Source organism: Paremcibacter congregatus, assembly GCF_006385135.1.
Classification (GTDB): Bacteria; Pseudomonadota; Alphaproteobacteria; order Sphingomonadales; family Emcibacteraceae; genus Paremcibacter; species Paremcibacter congregatus.
The window spans coordinates 1,219,443-1,235,565 of the sequence record NZ_CP041025.1 but is presented as its reverse complement, the minus strand read 5'-3'; the positions used below and the strand labels follow the sequence as shown (position 1 = coordinate 1,235,565).

Genomic DNA, 16,123 nt, shown 5'->3' with positions numbered 1-16,123 from the left:
ACGTCAAAAATTTCCTCTCCCCTCTCGCGATAAGACAGGAAAGCCTTGGAAAGTTACGTATCAATATAAATGAAAAGGAGGAGCACCCGCCCCTAGGATTCAGAGAAATAGCACCGTAAATAGCATTTAACCAGCAGCTTCCACTCCTTGATCAGCGCCTTACGCAGCGTTTCGTCAGAACAGAGAAAGACTTTTATTTCCATAGCATTGTAAATCACAATAACTGTTTCAGCGACGCTACTGGCTTTCAGTCCGGCTGGAAAAATATCATACATGATAAAATTCTGCGTCAGGGATTTCACCATGCGTTCTTTATAGGTGGCGGTCAGATTTTGCAGTTCCGGCGTATGAGACATGGCCCGCAGAATATTGACGTACCCCTTGCGCGACATATAGGCATTCGTCACAATATCAATGGTTTTATCAATGGTTCGTTCCCAATCCGACAGATCTTCAAAACTGCCCAGCAGCTCAGTCAGATCCTTATCGACAGTCTCAATGGTGTCGGCGGCAATCGCAGCCATAATGGAAAATTTATTGGGGAAATAACGGTAAACCGAGCCAATGGGAATGTCGGCGGCCTCGGCAATTTTTCGGGTTGTTACTTCAGAAAATTCGAGTTCTTCCAGTAATTTTTCCGCCACAGACAGAATCTGCACTCGCCGCCGCATGGCGCGGCCCTGCTGGGGAATTACCCGGCTTGTGAGCGGATCACCTTTGACTCTATCATTCATATTATACCCGATACACCGTTTTGTTTTCAGCGGCAACCATACTCCATGACCTTCACCGGGCAAACAAAATTCACCGAATTTCATTCACATAATATTGATGACAATAACACAAAAAAGAATATTGTTCACCTTATAGAGAAAACAGCTCCCTCACCCACCCCATAAATCAGGTGACAGACCCGCAATACATCCCTGTGTGATGTCAAGCCCATGCGCCCGATCCTCTTTCATCCACAAAGGACCGTCCAGATCAACAAATGTCGCGTCCGAGGCCAGAAGCAATGCCGGCGCCATCGCCAGGGACGTGGAAATCATGCAACCGACCATAATATCAAACCCCATGTCCGTCGCCTGTTGCTTCAGCTTCACTGCTTCGGTAAGCCCCCCGGTCTTATCAAGCTTTATATTAATCACCTGATATTTACCCTGCAAACCGTCGAGGTCCGCCCGGGTGTGACAGGATTCATCCGCACAGACCGGCACCTTGCCTTTAAAGTCCCGCAACCCTTCATCCTGCCCCGCCGCCAGAGGCTGTTCCAGCACAGAAATATTCATTTCTGCCATAAAGCTGTCCAGCTCCGTAATATCCTCGATGGTCCAGCTTTCATTGGGGTCAATAATAATACGGGGTGTCGGGGCCTCGGCGCGAATGGCCTTGATCTTTCCCGTGATATCTTCGCGATTGAGCTTGATTTTCAGCAACGGATAATCTTTGTAGCGTTTCGCCTTGACCGCCATGGTCGCCGCATCGCCTATCCCGATGGTCACTGCCGTGTCCACCTGTCTGGGGCGCGGCAGATCTAACATCTCCGCCACAGATGTGCCTTTCCAGCGGGCCAGTATATCCCACAGGGCGCAATCCACAGCATTGCGTGCGGCCCCGGCAGGCAGCAGAGCCTGCAACTCTTCGGGAGAAACCCCGTCTTCCACCGCCTCCGTCACGTCCGTAAGCTGGGTCATGACACTGTCAATCGTCTCCCCGTAACGGGCATAAGGCGCGGCCTCACCACACCCTGTGACCTTGCAATGTTCAAGCTCTGCCGTAATCAGATGGGCTTCGGTCCGGCTACCGCGGGAAATGTGGAACGGCTCGTTCAGGACCCAGGTTTCCGGGCGCACAGATAAACGTCTGCTGATCATGCTGTCGTTCCCTTATGCTCCAGGATATAATCCACAAGCGCTGCCGTACCGTGGCGAACCGGATCAACACAAGGAACATTATGAAGCGCCGACATCTCACGGCAATATTCAAGCGCCTCTTCCTCGCCCAGCGCGGAACTGTTGACGGATATTCCGCCCCAGATAACATCCGGATTGGTCAGGCGCGCCGCAGCAAGGTTTGTCTCAATACAGCTTTTAAAGTCAGGCAACGGCAGCTCTTCCAGCTTCCGCACATGGGTGCGCCCCACTTGATGACACAGGATCAAAACATCCGCCTGCGAACCATGCAGCAGACCTAAACTCACGCCGGCATAAGACGGGTGGAACAGAGACCCCTGCCCTTCTATCACGTCCCAATGGTCGGGATCATTAGCCGGCGACAGCATCTCTACGGCGCCGGAAATAAAGTCGGCCACCACGGCATCGACCGAAATTCCCTGACCATTGATCAATATACCGGTCTGGCCCGTCGCCCGGAAATCCGTTTTTTCACCGCGCACCTTCAATTCGCTTTCAATGGCCAGCGTGGTATACATTTTACCGACAGAACAATCCGTTCCAACCGCGAGAATTCTTTTACCCGCCCGCTTCCGGCCGCTTCCAACATCCAACGTTCCGGTGGGATGACGTACATCAAAGATCCGACGCCCCAGCTTATCCGCCAACTGCTTGACTTCTGGAATATCTGCGACCTTTCCGTGCAGACCACTGGCGATATCCATGCCATGCGCCAGGGCTTCCATCAGATAAGGCACCCATTCCGGGGCGATAAATCCTCCCCGGTTCGCCAAGCCAAGTACAAAGGTTTTCGCCCCTTTTGCCGCAGCCTCTGCAAAGGTAATTTGTGGCAAACCCAATGTCAGAGGACAATCTGGCATACTGATCTCGCCAATACATTTGTCGGGGCGCCAGTCGGCTATCCCCCGCGAGGTTTTGACACTCAACGGGTCGCGTGCATCACCAAGAAATAAAAAGTAAGGAGCCGAAAATTCCATAATGGTTATCCTAATGCGTCAAAAATTCATACCACCCGTTCCGTCATTCAAGGCTTCACTCTACGGAAGCTCTGAACCGGTCTCAAGCCATGACTGAACAATACGCCGCGCCGATTGAAAAAGATAATAGCAAGTTATCCCTTTCTCATAACAAAAAGTTATACATACGCCAAAATTTTCCGCATCACAAAATCCTTTTATCAGGACATGTTGACCGTTTTTAAGGGCCAACCCCTTTCGATATCTTGCCCTCATTTATTCAACTACCTGTAATTGCATAATTTTTCTGTCAACACCTATACCTATAGGCGTTTTCTTTTCAGGAAAGTCAGGCATGATCTTTGTATGTCTCGAGAATACACCATTCACCAGTAGATGAGAAACCGCGGAACGAGAAGTTATCTGGTCTTTCCCCCATCCTGAAATGCCTGAGAAAATGTCATGCAGATAACACGCCTTATAGAATGCCTTGATAAAATAACGACGGTATGTGACCTCTTCCCCCTCATGAAGAACGCTGCCCGCGCACTCGGGTTTGAGTATAATTCCCTCATGATTTTAACACCCTATAATGAATGTGCGTCGCGACCGGAAACATGCCAGAAAAATGACAACGCCTTTGTCTTTCATACTTATCCTGACAAATGGATTTCATATTATGAGCGCAGCAACGCACAACAGATTGATCCTGTCTTTTTATATGCTCCGCAAATCACAAGACCATTTTTATGGGATCAGTTGGCCACTATGGTGCATCTTGATCAGCCGCAACACAGTCTTTTAAGACGCGCCCAGACGTTCGGACTTCATGACGGCGTTAGTGTTCCGATACGTGGAGAGAATGGATATATTTACGTCCTGTCATTCGCCGCCCGAAAAAAAGATCTGGTCCCGCAGCAAAAACTTTCCATTTTGCATTTATTCGCCATCGCCTTTTATGACGCCTATATCAGGATAACCGGTACACAGGGCCGATTGGAACAGATCCCCTATCTCGCCGCCCGGGAGCTTGAGTGTCTGATGTGGATATCTAAAGGCAAAACCTCCCTTGAAATCGGTATCATTCTCGGGATTTGCGAAAGTACGGTCAATGGCTATATCAGGTCAATTTTTCGGAAGATGAATGTCACGAGCAGATCAATGGCCATTATGAAAGCCGACAAAATTGGCCTGACCAACAGATTCTCACACTAAGCCGGACGTCAAGAGAAGAAAGTCCAAAGTCCCACCGTTTCACCACCAACCCCTCAGAACAGAGGGATGTCAGACCAGAAAAAATATGATCTACTTTTGGTCTTGAAAGATATCACTGGAGGATACCCCCAACTGCCCCACCCCCTACCCATGGCGCAGTAAAAAGCCCGAGGAAACAAGATGAAGACGTCGCTCAAATACCCCGCAACAACCGAAGCTGCCAATGATACAAGGACCTATGATCAAATAAAGGCGCTGGTTACATCACACAGGCTGCCTCCGCGTACACAGCTTGCCGCCCAACACTTGTCGAACCAGTTAATCGGCTGCCCGGAATCAGACATACAGACCGCCTTGAAACGCCTCGCCAGGGAAGGCGTTGTCTCATACACATCGGACAAAGGATACACCATCACCCCCCTCAGCAGTAAGGACGTCTGCACTCAGTACGAAGCAAGCCATACCATAATGGAGATGTCACTTCATATTCTGCAAAACAAACCGGGCCTGATTGGGAAAATAAAATTTCCAGAACTTTTTATGCCAAATCATCACCACCGGACAGGGAGAGCTTTCTCTCCGGAAAGTCTGACAAAGACAACCAGTGCGCTTTTCATCCATATTGCAAGCCGTACCGGAAATCCCGAACTCACGCTCCACGCCCTTAAGGCGAATGACCGCCTGACCTATATCCGACAATGTGAATGCACCCTGATTGATTTTCCGGTGGAGGAACTTGAATGTCTTTACCATCTGTACCATAAAAAGATGATCCCGGAATTACGCTTCGCCATGGATCAATACCATAAAGACCGGTTCAAGATCATCCCTAGATTAATGGAAGTTTTATGACCCGGCCAACGTGCGACAGAGGACATAAATTCACCTCATTATACCGTGTAAATTATAAAACATATTCTATTTTTAGTGTACATTACGGATTTTTAGTGTATAACTATAAAAGCCTACCAGTAATACAAAACTTGATTTTTTGACCAGTTTTTTTTTACCAAACCTCAAGATATATAAGATGCGTATAATGACCTCTCAACATACATCACAAAAACTTCACCGCCCGAAAAGTCTCGATAAACTTGCGACTCCGGAAGAAGTCGCATATTCGCTACAGGCCTTCTATAAAAACCCCTTTATGGAAATGCAGCGCCGCAAAAAAATCGCCGTTGATCAGGGCCACAGTAAAAACATCCAGTTCTGGAAAAATGTTGAATACATCCTTCATACCTCCCACAACTCTTCGAATTAAATAAACGCCCCTTCGCTGCAGTTATTAATTGATTTACAAAATCAATTATGTCAGTATAACAACTATAGGTATATATATCTGTATTTAGGCGACATATTCTGCTTGAAATAATTTCGATGTTCCCCTTTCACGTAATTTCCAGCCTATTTTTTAAATATCCCTAGATGCATATAAATAATGCGTAATTTAAAGTTACTTAAAGAGTTTAGCTTTCTTTCACTGGGAAGAATGAGTGCTTGAGTTGTATTGTATTTTAATAAAATACACCATTAAATTGAATATGTTATTTTCACAACCTTGTCGTTAAACTGTTTTAAATTGCCTATTATGAAGGAGAGGGAAATGAGCGAATTTTCCTATATTGTCGATACTGCTGCAAAAGTTCAGAAAGTGAACAGTCTTCAGGAATTGCACAAAGAATTTACAAAAGAAATCGAGGCAATCGGTACCGCCCAACAAACCTGCATATCTTTAATCAAAATAACCACACCGCTCCCCAATGCCATCCTGCTCTATATTACTGACGGTGCTCCTCTGTCAAAAGCCGAAGAACAGGATATCATGACGGATTTCCCAGAATCTCCCCAGGCGAACAAAGATACCCTCTCCACAACTTCGATATCAGCTGAGCAAAACGCATCACCAAAAGAATATGAAGACGGTGCCGGTGAACAAGAATTCTATCTTGTCACAGGAAGTGACAAGAACAATGTGATTCAATTCAAGTCTCAAGAGTGTAGTTCATTCACTCCCCCCCCCTTAAGCCCCAGGGAAAAAGAATGTCTATATTGGGCTGCGAAAGGGTTGAGCGACCATGACATCGGCGACCTGCTTTCCCTCTCGCCGACGACCGTGACAGGCTATATGAAAAATGTCCGGCATAAATTCAAGGTGCGCACACGCATACAAGCCGTTGTTATCGCGACGTCCTGCGGCATCATTACGCCGTAGGCAACGGATGAAGGCCCATGCCAGAAATGCTTTCACGCCGTGGCGGGCTGCGGGCCTTGTTCCAGGGAATTATCAATCAGAGACACAAAATTTTCCATCATTGAAATATCTTGCTGGACTTTGCGGTCATGGTCATTAATTTCGAGTTCGCATATGGTCTTGACGTTCAGGAGTTCACGCATTTCCTGTAACGCCCTGCTTCCGCCACTGCCACCTTCGGTCACAAAAAAGGCAACCCTAGGCGCTTTTTGGGCTTTTGCCGCTTCAGTTGATAGATAGCTGCGGATTGGACTCGCCACATGACCAGCCCACACCGGCGCCCCCACAATCAACAAATCAAAATTGGCCGGGTCATGCACGACAGGCGCGATGGGCACCTGACGTTTTCGCCAGGAAAACCAGCCTTTTTTAAAATAACCCCACACCCCATGTCCAAAGGCAGGCGTTTTCACCTGCTCCATAACCGCATCAAGTTTATTTGCGATATATTCAGCCGCCTTCCGGGTATTGCCACTATCCGAATAATAAACGATAAGAATATTTTTTGTCATGTCGGTCTGCCTTTCCGGTTCCTTTCCGCCAATTAATTATGCGCCTCATGATGTTAAGGCCTGCCTCCCCGCACCCCTTCGTTTTCTTTTCGGGTCCGGTTCAGGGGTTTAAAAGATCATCCACCTGCTCTTCCAGGTCCTTGAGTGGTACATGCACCAAGTCAAGCGGGAATTCTCCGATGATGGTATCTTTCAGACTGTCCCCCATATATTCTCTGACATACCCCAGAGCACGTGGCGCAGCGATCAGGGCAAGATGCTCAAACTTACCCTGACCTGCTGCTTTCTCTAACTCATCAATCAGATCCTTGACAAATTTGCGCTCAATCTTTTCTTCCGCCATATTGCGTCGCTCGACAACATGCCGCCCCTGACCAAAACGATCAAAGACCCGGCCCGCTGATGGCTCTGCCATCTTTTCCGCCAAATTCTGAAGTGCTTCTACATCCCGTTCATACAGAAGAATTAATTTTCGGTTGGCCCGCTCGTAGCGATAAAACCGTGCATAGCCGCCATCCATCACCCCGACCCAGCATTTCTTAAATTTCGAAGACATTGCCATATTGCCCCACTTCCGTCTTATCATCTTAACATCTGTTAAAGCGTTTTTTTCCTCAGAAACCGCATGGCCAGAAAACGGCCTGACAAAAAGCCCGCCAAAGCACCTAATAGAGGAAAGCTGCCAATCCCGGCCACTATCCAGAAAACCCAAATCGTAATACCGAACCGCATGAGATGCAGAAACAATCCTATCCAGTCAGACATCCGCCTCAAGGGCAACAGGTCCTGCAGACCCAACGCAAGATAAAAGGACGCCCCCAACCCAATTCCCGCCACAATGCAGAGTACAATATGTGATAACATGTTTATTACCTTTCCTCGCCTTGCTTCAGGACATGCATAATTCTCCTACTATTGCGATACCCCAATTGTGCGATACCCCAATTGATTAAAGCGGTTGGTTTCAAAATCTTACCGCACCTCACAAAATTCAATGGTTAGTTTCAGTTATACGCCTGCCGTGTGGCAGAGGATTGATTCCGATCAATCAGGGGGCAATGAGGCATGATAAAATAAGCACTGGTTCTGAAACTGTCCCAGAGGAAAGCCAGATGTCTGTCCCGGATACCCCTACTAACCTTCTCCCCATTCGGGATAAAAATGTACAAATTCCTCTGAAATATATAACCCTCTACGGGCGTCTCACTGTACCGAAAGACGCCCATGGTCTTGTTATTTTTGCCCACGGCAGCGGCAGCAGTCGGCACAGTTCCCGTAACTGGTATGTGGCGGAAATACTGCATGACCAAAAAATTGCCACCTTGCTGATTGATCTTTTGACAGATAAAGAGGAACAAATTGATCTGCGCACCCGCCACCTGCGCTTTGACATTCCGTTACTGGCAGACAGGTTGGTGGAAATCGCCTCATGGGCCAAGAATGAACCGATCACACAACATTTGAAATTGGGCTATTTCGGCTCCAGTACCGGTGGCGGAGCCGCCCTGATCGCCGCCGCCAGGAAAACAGTACCAATTTCTGCCGTCGTGTCCCGTGGCGGACGGCCTGACCTTGCCAGAGAATATCTTTCCCAAGTGGACGCCCCCACATTACTGATTGTTGGCGAAAAAGATCTCACCGTACTGGAACTCAATCGTGATGCCTTGAGCAAACTGAACAAACACTCCCGACTTCATATTATTCCCGGCGCAACGCATCTTTTCGAGGAACCAGGCACACTCAAGTTAGCTGCTCACGAAGCGATGAAATGGTTCAAACTTTATTTGGGATAATGACTATGTATTTTCGCGATCGAACACATGCCGGACAGGAACTCGCCGCGGCCTTATCCAAATATCAGAAAGAAAAAGATACCCTAGTACTTGCCTTACCGCGCGGCGGCGTTCCTGTCGCCTTTGAAGTCGCCGAACAGCTGAAGCTTCCCCTGGATGTGCTTCTGGTGCGAAAATTAGGCGTTCCCGGCCAGAGAGAATTTGCCATGGGGGCCATTGCGGAAGATAATATCCTTTATATCAACCGCGACGTTGTCGATTTACTCGACATCCCCTCCCCTCTCATCGAGAGCGTCATCAAGCAGGAAACTCAGGAGCTCAACCGGCGACGCCAGTTATACCGCCACGACAGGCCAGCGCCAAATTTCGACGACAAAACCATCATTTTGATTGATGACGGGTTAGCAACAGGGGCAACCATGCATGCTGCCGTGAATGCCCTGAAGAAGACAAATGCCAGTCGTCTGATTATCGCCATCCCGGTCGGCAGTCTGCGCACCTGCAAGGAACTGGAGGAACTGGCAGATGAACTCATCTGTCTCCACACCCCGGAACCCTTCGATGGCGTCGGGCGGTGGTACGGCGACTTCTCGCAAACCAGCGATGAAGAAGTCGAAAGGCTGCTGATGCAGAATAGAATACAGAAAAACTCATGTATGGATTAAAAATCATGCCCAAAGATGACAAACATCTGATTGCTGCCCTTGAAAAAAGCGCCTGTTCCGTGGGAGAATCCTTGCGTGAATATGATGACATTGTTGATGCCGCCGCCGACAAACAGGTCGTACTTCTTGGGGAGGCGACACATGGAACCCATGAATTCTATCGCGCCCGCGCCGAACTCAGTCAACGTCTCATTATTGAACAAGGATATAATGCCATTGCGGTAGAAGCCGATTGGCCGGATGCCTACGCCATAAACAGATATGTCAGCGGCCTCTATCCTGGCACCACCGCACGGGCAGCCCTGGATCATTTTGAACGCTTTCCCACATGGATGTGGGCGAACCATGACGTGCAACATTTCATCACCTGGCTCAGGGCATATAATGAACTATATGCCAGCAAGGCCCGCCCCATCGGGTTTTATGGTCTGGACTTGTATAGCATGAGCACATCCATCCATGCCGTCATCGCCTATCTGGAGAAAACAGACCCGGAATCCGCCGCCGTAGCCCGGGAACGCTATAGCTGCCTTGATCATTTCATGGAGAACCCGCAATCCTATGGTCTCGCCATGACCCTGGGGCTGACCGATTCCTGTGAAAATGAAATTATTGCTCAATTGGTGGATATAAGGAAAAAATCATACCAGTATATGGTCAAAGACGGACTTTTGGCCGCGGATGAATATTTTTGTGCAGAACAAAATGCCAAAGTCGTATGTAATGCAGAAAAATATTATCGGGCGATGTTTAGCAACAAAAACACCTCTCGGCAGAACCTGTGGAACATGCGGGATCAACATATGTTTGAAACCTACCAGGCCTTAGCAGGGTATCTGTCCGAAAAGTCGTATAAACCAGCCAAAACCATCATCTGGGCCCACAATTCTCATATTGGCAATGCCGCCGCCACCGAAATGTCCCGACGGGGCGAATTCAATATTGGTCAACTTGCAAGAGAAACTTACGGCGACAAAGCCCTTCTCATCGGCTTTTCTACCGCGGAAGGCAGCGTGACCGCGGCATCAAACTGGGACGCCCCTGCCAGAACCAAAACTGTCAGGCCCCCCATTCCCGGCAGCTATGAAGATATTTTTCATCAGGTGAACCAGAAAAATTTTCTGATCAACCTCAGAGAAGATAATAACGTAACCGACTTGCTGCTTTCTCCCCGTCTGCAACGTGCAATCGGCGTAATCTATCGTCCCGATACAGAACGCGAAAGCCACTATTTTGAAGCCATATTACCGGAACAATTTGATTACCTGATCCATTTTAACACCACAACCGCAGTGGTGCCTCTGGCCGTGACGCCCCATTGGCATCAAGGGGAACTGGATGAAACATATCCTTCCGGCCTGTGATCCCTGCGCCTGTGTATAGGCCGTAACGAAAAGACCTTAAGACGATACTTCAACTTGTGTTGAGAAAACATACCCTTCCCCCCGCACCGTTTTGATAATTTCGGGCGTACTCGGGTCTTTCTCTATTTTACCCCGAAGCCGGCGCACCCTGGTATCGACGCTGCGGTCATAGGGCTCCCACTGACGGGCCGCAACAAAATCCAGGATTTGATCCCGGCTTAAGACCCGTTGAGGATTTTTGAGAAAAACTTCCAGCAGCCTGAAATCACCCGAGGTCAGGGGCACCTTGTTGCCGTCCGGTCCGGTTAAAACCCGCGCTCCCAAATCAGCCTGCCAATCGTTGAAACGTAATGTTTTTTTAAGGAGACCATTCTGATCCGCATCATCATAAACAGCTGTGTGTTCTCTACGCCTTAATATGCTGCGTATCCGGGCGAGCACCTCTCTCAGGTGAAACGGTTTGGCGATATAATCATCGGCTCCCATTTCCAACCCCACGACACGATCGATGATATCCCCTTTACCCGTCACCATGATGATACCAATATTCTGATTTTCAAGCCGGAGCTTCTTGGCCACCGTCAAACCATCTTCACCAGGAAGATTAATGTCCAGCAAAATGATGTCAGGCTCATACGCTTTGATCTTTGCCAATGCGATTGTTCCGTTCGCAACAGTCGCGACATCAAAGCCTTCCTGACGGAGAAATTTCTCCAACATCCTCAGAATAGCCTCATCATCATCTACGATCAGAATTTTTGCCATGTCCATCCCCGAACCTGTTTTATCACCCTCAAAGTAATGTGCACATACATTTATTATAGGTCAATGTCACAAAATGTCACCATATACAGCAACCCGTGACATGAGAGCGTTACCTAAGTATGTCAATTTTCAAGGGTCGTTACAAGATATATACTTCATATTATCCCTCTGGAGACTTTGCCATGCGATCTATAGCCCTCGCCAAGAATAATGCCGTCAAATACCCATCCTGCCTGTCTACCTTCACACAAGACAACGCAAAAATATTCCTACATCCCGAAGTCAGAAATATTCTTAACTACCATTCCGGACAGACCATTCTATTCGAAGATGACACCATTCATTACCTTTATGAGATTGTGACAGGTACGGTAAAAACCTATACTATTCTCAATGACGGCCGTCGCCAGATTACAGGTTTCTATACCAAAGGCGACATTCTCGGGTTGCCGGCGCGCGGGCGATATTTTTACAGTGCAGAAGCCATTACCGACACTACCGTCTATTACCATACCCTTTCCAGAATGGAACAGCTGTTACAATCAAATCCGGACCTCGCCCAGAAAATGATAGAAATTGCCTATCACCAACTGAGCGACACACATGCACAGCTGGTGTCTTTGGGGCGCAAAAAGCCCGATGAACGGGTGGCGACTTTTCTGCTGAACTGCCAGAGATGGACAACGATCCAGGTTCCGTCACAGGAAGCCGTTGTTTCCCTGCCGATGTCCCGCCTTGATATTGCAGATTATCTTGGACTGACCCAGGAAACCGTCTGCCGTGTTTTCAGTAAATTCAACCGGGCAGGATTGATCAAGCTTCTCAGCGCAAGCCAATTCACCCTCAAGGACCAGAAACAATTATCCGCTCTGGCGCAAACCCTATGATGTGAACCTTCCAGAAAATCCGGTGAACCGCTCAATAAACGGTATAGTATGTCTTGGGATAGGGTTGCAATTCATATTGCTCTGACAGGAATGCAACAATATCAATAAGCTCCTGAACAGTCATAAGTTCATTGTAGTTACGCATTTTTGACTGCCCCTCCTCTTCAACTGGTGTCGCAAGATATCGTTGTGATATCTTATGGGAAGGATTGATAATCGATGTGACGAGCTCCCCGTATGTAACAATGCGTGTCGTCATTCCTCCCAACGGCACCGTCATGATCGGGTCGACATCTTCTCTGATTTCTTCACGTCCCACAACGGAATGACAATCATTGCATTTTAGCTGGACAAATTTAATTTCCCCATTCACCACACTGCCTTCTGGCAAACTAAATCCCCTTGCGGATTTGGGGCCCTGATCGCAGCCGGTGAGAAACATGATTAGAGAAACGCCAAGAATGGAAATAAATAGTGTTTTCATGACTGAGCCTTCCTTGTATTTTTATGAATAATATTTCCTGTGGGCGCCATCATAATGCGTAGAGGTTCGCGTCGCTTGACTGTAATCAATCCGTCTTGAAGTTTTGTCAGGTTCTGACCAGGTGTTACCCATTGTTCCGGCACAGGCTCTCGATCAATCTCGCCCCCTGCCCGGCGCTTATAATAGCATCTCCGATCAATGCATGGCCTTCAGGCGCCTTGACATAATCCTGCAGAATTTCCAGATTGCCTATAATCACCGTCAAAAGATTATTAAAATCATGCGCTATTCCATCAATACCAAGCGCCGCAACGGCTTGCTGACTAACCCCCACCCCTGTCGCAATCACAGATATTTTGTCATCCGATGCGCCTTTAATAACCTGACTGGACCAGGAAATTAAATTCGACGTCCCGTCCCGGGCGCGCCAAACCGTCTTTCCGTGACAAGGTTTGTGGGTTGATATGAGGTCATGAAATGCACGCCGCGCCTCCGCAGCGTAAACAGGACAGAATAAAAAATCCCAGATATATCGTCCTTCTACATCGGAGAAACAATATCCTGTAATATCTGTGCAGGCCTGATTAATATATGTAATTCGACCGCCCTCATCCATGACCACCACAAGAGAACTAACCGCATCCATAATGTTTTTTGTTTGTTTGTTTAACGTAAGGATATCAACCATTTCCAATGCCACAGCTTTTTTATTCCTTTCTCAAGATTACGGCATTTGTTTATCCCTCAATATCCAAAAGCGTATTTTATTCGACTAACTCACCGTCGTCATCGGCGGTTTTCTTTTCCCCGTCTTCGAAATAGCTTCAATCACTTCCCCTGAAAGTTCATGAGGCATTTGCGTTGAAATATCACCAATCGATAAAACCCCCACCAAATTCTTCTCTCCATCCAAAACAGGCAGGCGTCTGATCTGATTGTTTTCCATAATATGTAGGGCATCCTCCACATCGCTGTTTTCCGCACACCAGATCACATCATGGGTCATCACATCACTAACAATCATTGCATCAATGTCCATCCCGTCCGCTACCCCTTTGCAGGTAATATCCCGATCCGTCACGATGCCGGAAAGGTTGTCCTCCCGGCTGACAAGTAAACAACCGATATCATGATCACGCATCTTGCTTGCGGCCTCCTTTAAACTGGCCTCCTCATCAATCGTCGTGACAAAATGGGACATAATGTCTTTGACCAGCATTTTAACATCTCCTTCTGTTAATGTCTGTTTCACCAAGCAACATATCGCTCCACATAACTTGTCAGCAAAGGCTCACTAAATCTGAGACTTCTGGGTTTCAGCCGTTCTGCGACCATAATCATCTTCCAGGCGGATAATATCGTCTTCCTCCAGATAATCGCCTACTTGTATCTCGACAAAGACCAACGGTTCTTTCCCCACATTGGTCACCCTGTGGGTGGTATCCTGAGGAATCGCGATACTGTTGCCCGGCTCCAATAACAACTCCTTGTCATTGACCTCTACCAGACCGCAGCCTTCGGCCACCAACCAGTATTCGGACCGATGTCTGTGTTTTTGCAAACTCAGTCTTTTTCCCGGCGTCACATGAATTGTCTTCACCTTTCGGTGCGACGTATTCTCCAGAACCTTGTAATATCCCCAAGGCCGGTGCCCCTCCCATATGGTGCGGATCTTGTTATAAAGACCCTTGCACCATTGAACGGGCTTGGCCGATATGCCTCTGCCCAATTCAACCAGTATATCCATTGTTCTAATCATGTTTGAACATTCCACCATCCTGACAACGTTTCCCTATGCGGTTTTGTGCAAAGGAGGGAGACGCCCTACAAAGGAAAACTCCCTCCTGACTGTCCATAATTTATGCCGTTTTTATAGCTATTTTCTTTTGCGCCTTTTGTGCCTCTGGCGATTTTGGTAAAGTAATTTTCAGAACGCCTTTCTTAAAGACAGCGTTCATTTTGTCTTCCAGAACATCCACAGGCAGATAGAAAGACCGGCGGAAGGAGCCACAACTGCGTTCCAGCCGATGGTATTCCCTGCCGTCTTCTTCCCGGGTATCTTCTTTCTTGCCTTCAACAGTCAACTGGTTGTCCGCATAGGTGATGTCGATGTCTTTTTCATCAAACCCCGGCAGATCCATGGTCACTTCAAAAGCCTTTTCCGTTTCCCCGATATCTGCCAGTGCAATGCTGGATATCTTCCGGTCCGCCCACCTTCTCTGAAAAGGACGTCCGGACAGAGGGTAGAAATTATCAAACAACTGGTCCATTTCTTCCTTCAACGTTTCAATCGGCATCAGGGATTCGCGGCGGCCATTCCCTTTTTCTTGCCAAAGAGACGGTACAAGGTCACGAATGCTCATGGTATTTCTCCTTTTCAAGTTAGGTCAATTTGCTCTTTACGGTCTTCTTCATTAGAAAGAAAAATACGTTTTTTGTGTTGATTGCAATCAATCAAACCTCCCTTTTTTCCCCATTTAATGAGATAAGAAAACCGGCAGGAGTTTATTGGAAAAGAGCCGCTGTGTTACACCCCCCAAAATGACCTCCGTGATACGGGAATGTCCCCATGCCCCGGCAACGATCAGGTCCGCATTCAACTCTTCCGCCGCCATTAAAATGGTCTCCGCGACATTATCGGCCACGCCGTCTTCCCGGCCTTCAACATTAACATTATGCCGAGAGAGATGCTGGCAGATATCCGTCGTTGGCACCTGATCCTTATCATACTCCCCAACCGACAAAACCGTCACCCGTTCCGCTTCACACAAGAATGGCAGCGCATCATGGGTCGCTCTGGCGCATTGCGCACTGTCGTTCCAGGCCACCAGAATACGTTCGCCAATTGTCGGAAACAGCATATTTTCCGGCAGAGCCATCACAGGCAACCCGCTGCCCAAGACAAAAGAACTCATCTGGTTCAAAATACTCCCAACTGTCAGATCCTCCTGGTTCACAAGCGTCAGGTCCGCGCACCGGGAATAGAATTTATATATCGAATCCTGATCGCCTTCCTCCAGAACCCTGTCATAGTTGAGCGCGGCACCGGTCATTGCATGCTCGAAATGCTCCAGAAGAGCCTTGGCCTGTTTCTTCAGCGACTTATGGTGTTGCTGATAAACCTCGGCGGCATAAGGCATATAGGGAATGGTCTGCATCATATGTTCCAGAGTAGGCAACACATGAACACCCTGGATATGTGCCCCGAATTTCTGCCCCAACGTCGTCGCCGCCATGATCCGCCGTTCACTGGTCGATTTATGATCAAGTGGCACAAGAATAGATTTTAACATTAGTTTCTCCTTTATTTAAATT

20 protein-coding genes are annotated in these 16,123 nt (G+C 47.9%); 7 read left to right on the top strand and 13 right to left on the bottom strand.

The features are described 5' to 3' along the window. Positions 1–92 precede the first annotated feature (92 nt). The 3 genes from FIV45_RS05475 to dgcN all read right to left on the bottom strand — a co-directional run bounded on the left by FIV45_RS05475 (position 93) and on the right by dgcN (position 2,890). On the bottom strand, positions 93–734 hold the full coding sequence (locus tag FIV45_RS05475; RefSeq protein ID WP_165776905.1) for a TetR/AcrR family transcriptional regulator: 642 nt from the start codon (positions 732–734) through the stop codon (positions 93–95). Positions 735–884: 150 nt separating this feature from the next. After that, the gene (dgcA, locus tag FIV45_RS05470) at positions 885–1,874 is read right to left on the bottom strand and encodes an N-acetyl-D-Glu racemase DgcA (protein WP_099471381.1); all 990 of its coding nucleotides are present in this window, start codon (positions 1,872–1,874) and stop codon (positions 885–887) included. Next, positions 1,871–2,890, bottom strand: coding sequence for an N-acetyltransferase DgcN (dgcN, locus tag FIV45_RS05465; protein ID WP_099471380.1), 1,020 nt, complete (start codon positions 2,888–2,890; stop codon positions 1,871–1,873). The genes dgcA and dgcN overlap by 4 nt, the downstream gene beginning before the upstream one ends. A 441-nt stretch (positions 2,891–3,331) precedes the next feature. Here dgcN and FIV45_RS05460 point away from each other — a divergent pair, with 441 nt between their 5' ends. The 3 genes from FIV45_RS05460 to FIV45_RS05450 all read left to right on the top strand — a co-directional run bounded on the left by FIV45_RS05460 (position 3,332) and on the right by FIV45_RS05450 (position 6,299). Next, positions 3,332–4,084, top strand: coding sequence for a LuxR family transcriptional regulator (locus tag FIV45_RS05460; protein ID WP_099471379.1), 753 nt, complete (start codon positions 3,332–3,334; stop codon positions 4,082–4,084). Between the two features lie 180 nt (positions 4,085–4,264). Next, complete coding sequence (locus tag FIV45_RS05455) at positions 4,265–4,936, top strand: GntR family transcriptional regulator (RefSeq protein WP_099471378.1); 672 nt, start codon at positions 4,265–4,267, stop codon at positions 4,934–4,936. A 754-nt stretch (positions 4,937–5,690) separates the two neighbouring features. Then, complete coding sequence (locus FIV45_RS05450) at positions 5,691–6,299, top strand: helix-turn-helix transcriptional regulator (RefSeq protein WP_165776903.1); 609 nt, start codon at positions 5,691–5,693, stop codon at positions 6,297–6,299. 32 nt (positions 6,300–6,331) lie between these two features. Here FIV45_RS05450 and FIV45_RS05445 read toward each other — a convergent pair whose 3' ends face one another. From FIV45_RS05445 to FIV45_RS05435, 3 genes are all read right to left on the bottom strand, one after another. Then, positions 6,332–6,850 (bottom strand): flavodoxin family protein, encoded by a 519-nt coding sequence (locus tag FIV45_RS05445; protein ID WP_099471376.1) that lies wholly within the window; start codon positions 6,848–6,850, stop codon positions 6,332–6,334. A gap of 100 nt (positions 6,851–6,950) precedes the next feature. Then, on the bottom strand, positions 6,951–7,406 hold the full coding sequence (locus FIV45_RS05440) for a host attachment protein (RefSeq protein ID WP_165776902.1): 456 nt from the start codon (positions 7,404–7,406) through the stop codon (positions 6,951–6,953). Positions 7,407–7,447: 41 nt separating this feature from the next. Then, positions 7,448–7,714: an N-ATPase subunit AtpR gene (locus tag FIV45_RS05435; protein ID WP_099471374.1), complete on the bottom strand. Its 267-nt coding sequence runs from the start codon at positions 7,712–7,714 to the stop codon at positions 7,448–7,450. Positions 7,715–7,962: 248 nt separating this feature from the next. Here FIV45_RS05435 and FIV45_RS05430 point away from each other — a divergent pair, with 248 nt between their 5' ends. Genes FIV45_RS05430 through FIV45_RS05420 form a run of 3 tightly spaced genes read left to right on the top strand, consistent with a single transcriptional unit; the run spans position 7,963 to position 10,672 of the window. Beyond that, on the top strand, positions 7,963–8,643 hold the full coding sequence (locus tag FIV45_RS05430; RefSeq protein WP_114365295.1) for a dienelactone hydrolase family protein: 681 nt from the start codon (positions 7,963–7,965) through the stop codon (positions 8,641–8,643). A 5-nt stretch (positions 8,644–8,648) separates the two neighbouring features. Further along, on the top strand, positions 8,649–9,308 hold the full coding sequence (locus FIV45_RS05425) for a phosphoribosyltransferase (protein ID WP_099471373.1): 660 nt from the start codon (positions 8,649–8,651) through the stop codon (positions 9,306–9,308). Between the two features lie 5 nt (positions 9,309–9,313). Then, on the top strand, positions 9,314–10,672 hold the full coding sequence (locus tag FIV45_RS05420) for an erythromycin esterase family protein (RefSeq protein ID WP_099471903.1): 1,359 nt from the start codon (positions 9,314–9,316) through the stop codon (positions 10,670–10,672). A 36-nt stretch (positions 10,673–10,708) separates the two neighbouring features. On the opposite strand, the gene FIV45_RS05415 is transcribed toward FIV45_RS05420, so the two are convergent. Then, on the bottom strand, positions 10,709–11,437 hold the full coding sequence (locus FIV45_RS05415) for a response regulator (RefSeq protein ID WP_204602037.1): 729 nt from the start codon (positions 11,435–11,437) through the stop codon (positions 10,709–10,711). Positions 11,438–11,619: 182 nt separating this feature from the next. Here FIV45_RS05415 and FIV45_RS05410 point away from each other — a divergent pair, with 182 nt between their 5' ends. Then, the gene (locus FIV45_RS05410) at positions 11,620–12,324 is read left to right on the top strand and encodes a helix-turn-helix domain-containing protein (protein WP_165776901.1); all 705 of its coding nucleotides are present in this window, start codon (positions 11,620–11,622) and stop codon (positions 12,322–12,324) included. Positions 12,325–12,355: 31 nt separating this feature from the next. Here FIV45_RS05410 and FIV45_RS05405 read toward each other — a convergent pair whose 3' ends face one another. From FIV45_RS05405 to FIV45_RS05380, 6 genes are all read right to left on the bottom strand, one after another. After that, the gene (locus tag FIV45_RS05405; RefSeq protein ID WP_099471370.1) at positions 12,356–12,808 is read right to left on the bottom strand and encodes a cytochrome C; all 453 of its coding nucleotides are present in this window, start codon (positions 12,806–12,808) and stop codon (positions 12,356–12,358) included. Between the two features lie 124 nt (positions 12,809–12,932). Then, the gene (locus FIV45_RS05400; protein WP_133118524.1) at positions 12,933–13,508 is read right to left on the bottom strand and encodes a PAS domain-containing protein; all 576 of its coding nucleotides are present in this window, start codon (positions 13,506–13,508) and stop codon (positions 12,933–12,935) included. Between the two features lie 72 nt (positions 13,509–13,580). Continuing rightward, entirely contained in the window at positions 13,581–14,027 is a 447-nt protein-coding gene (locus tag FIV45_RS05395; RefSeq protein WP_099471368.1) for a CBS domain-containing protein, read from the bottom strand. A 75-nt stretch (positions 14,028–14,102) separates the two neighbouring features. Then, the gene (locus FIV45_RS05390) at positions 14,103–14,567 is read right to left on the bottom strand and encodes a phosphomannose isomerase type II C-terminal cupin domain (protein WP_204602035.1); all 465 of its coding nucleotides are present in this window, start codon (positions 14,565–14,567) and stop codon (positions 14,103–14,105) included. 100 nt (positions 14,568–14,667) lie between these two features. After that, complete coding sequence (locus FIV45_RS05385) at positions 14,668–15,171, bottom strand: Hsp20/alpha crystallin family protein (RefSeq protein ID WP_099471366.1); 504 nt, start codon at positions 15,169–15,171, stop codon at positions 14,668–14,670. A gap of 114 nt (positions 15,172–15,285) precedes the next feature. Then, positions 15,286–16,101 (bottom strand): universal stress protein, encoded by an 816-nt coding sequence (locus FIV45_RS05380; RefSeq protein ID WP_099471365.1) that lies wholly within the window; start codon positions 16,099–16,101, stop codon positions 15,286–15,288. Positions 16,102–16,123: the final 22 nt, after the last annotated feature.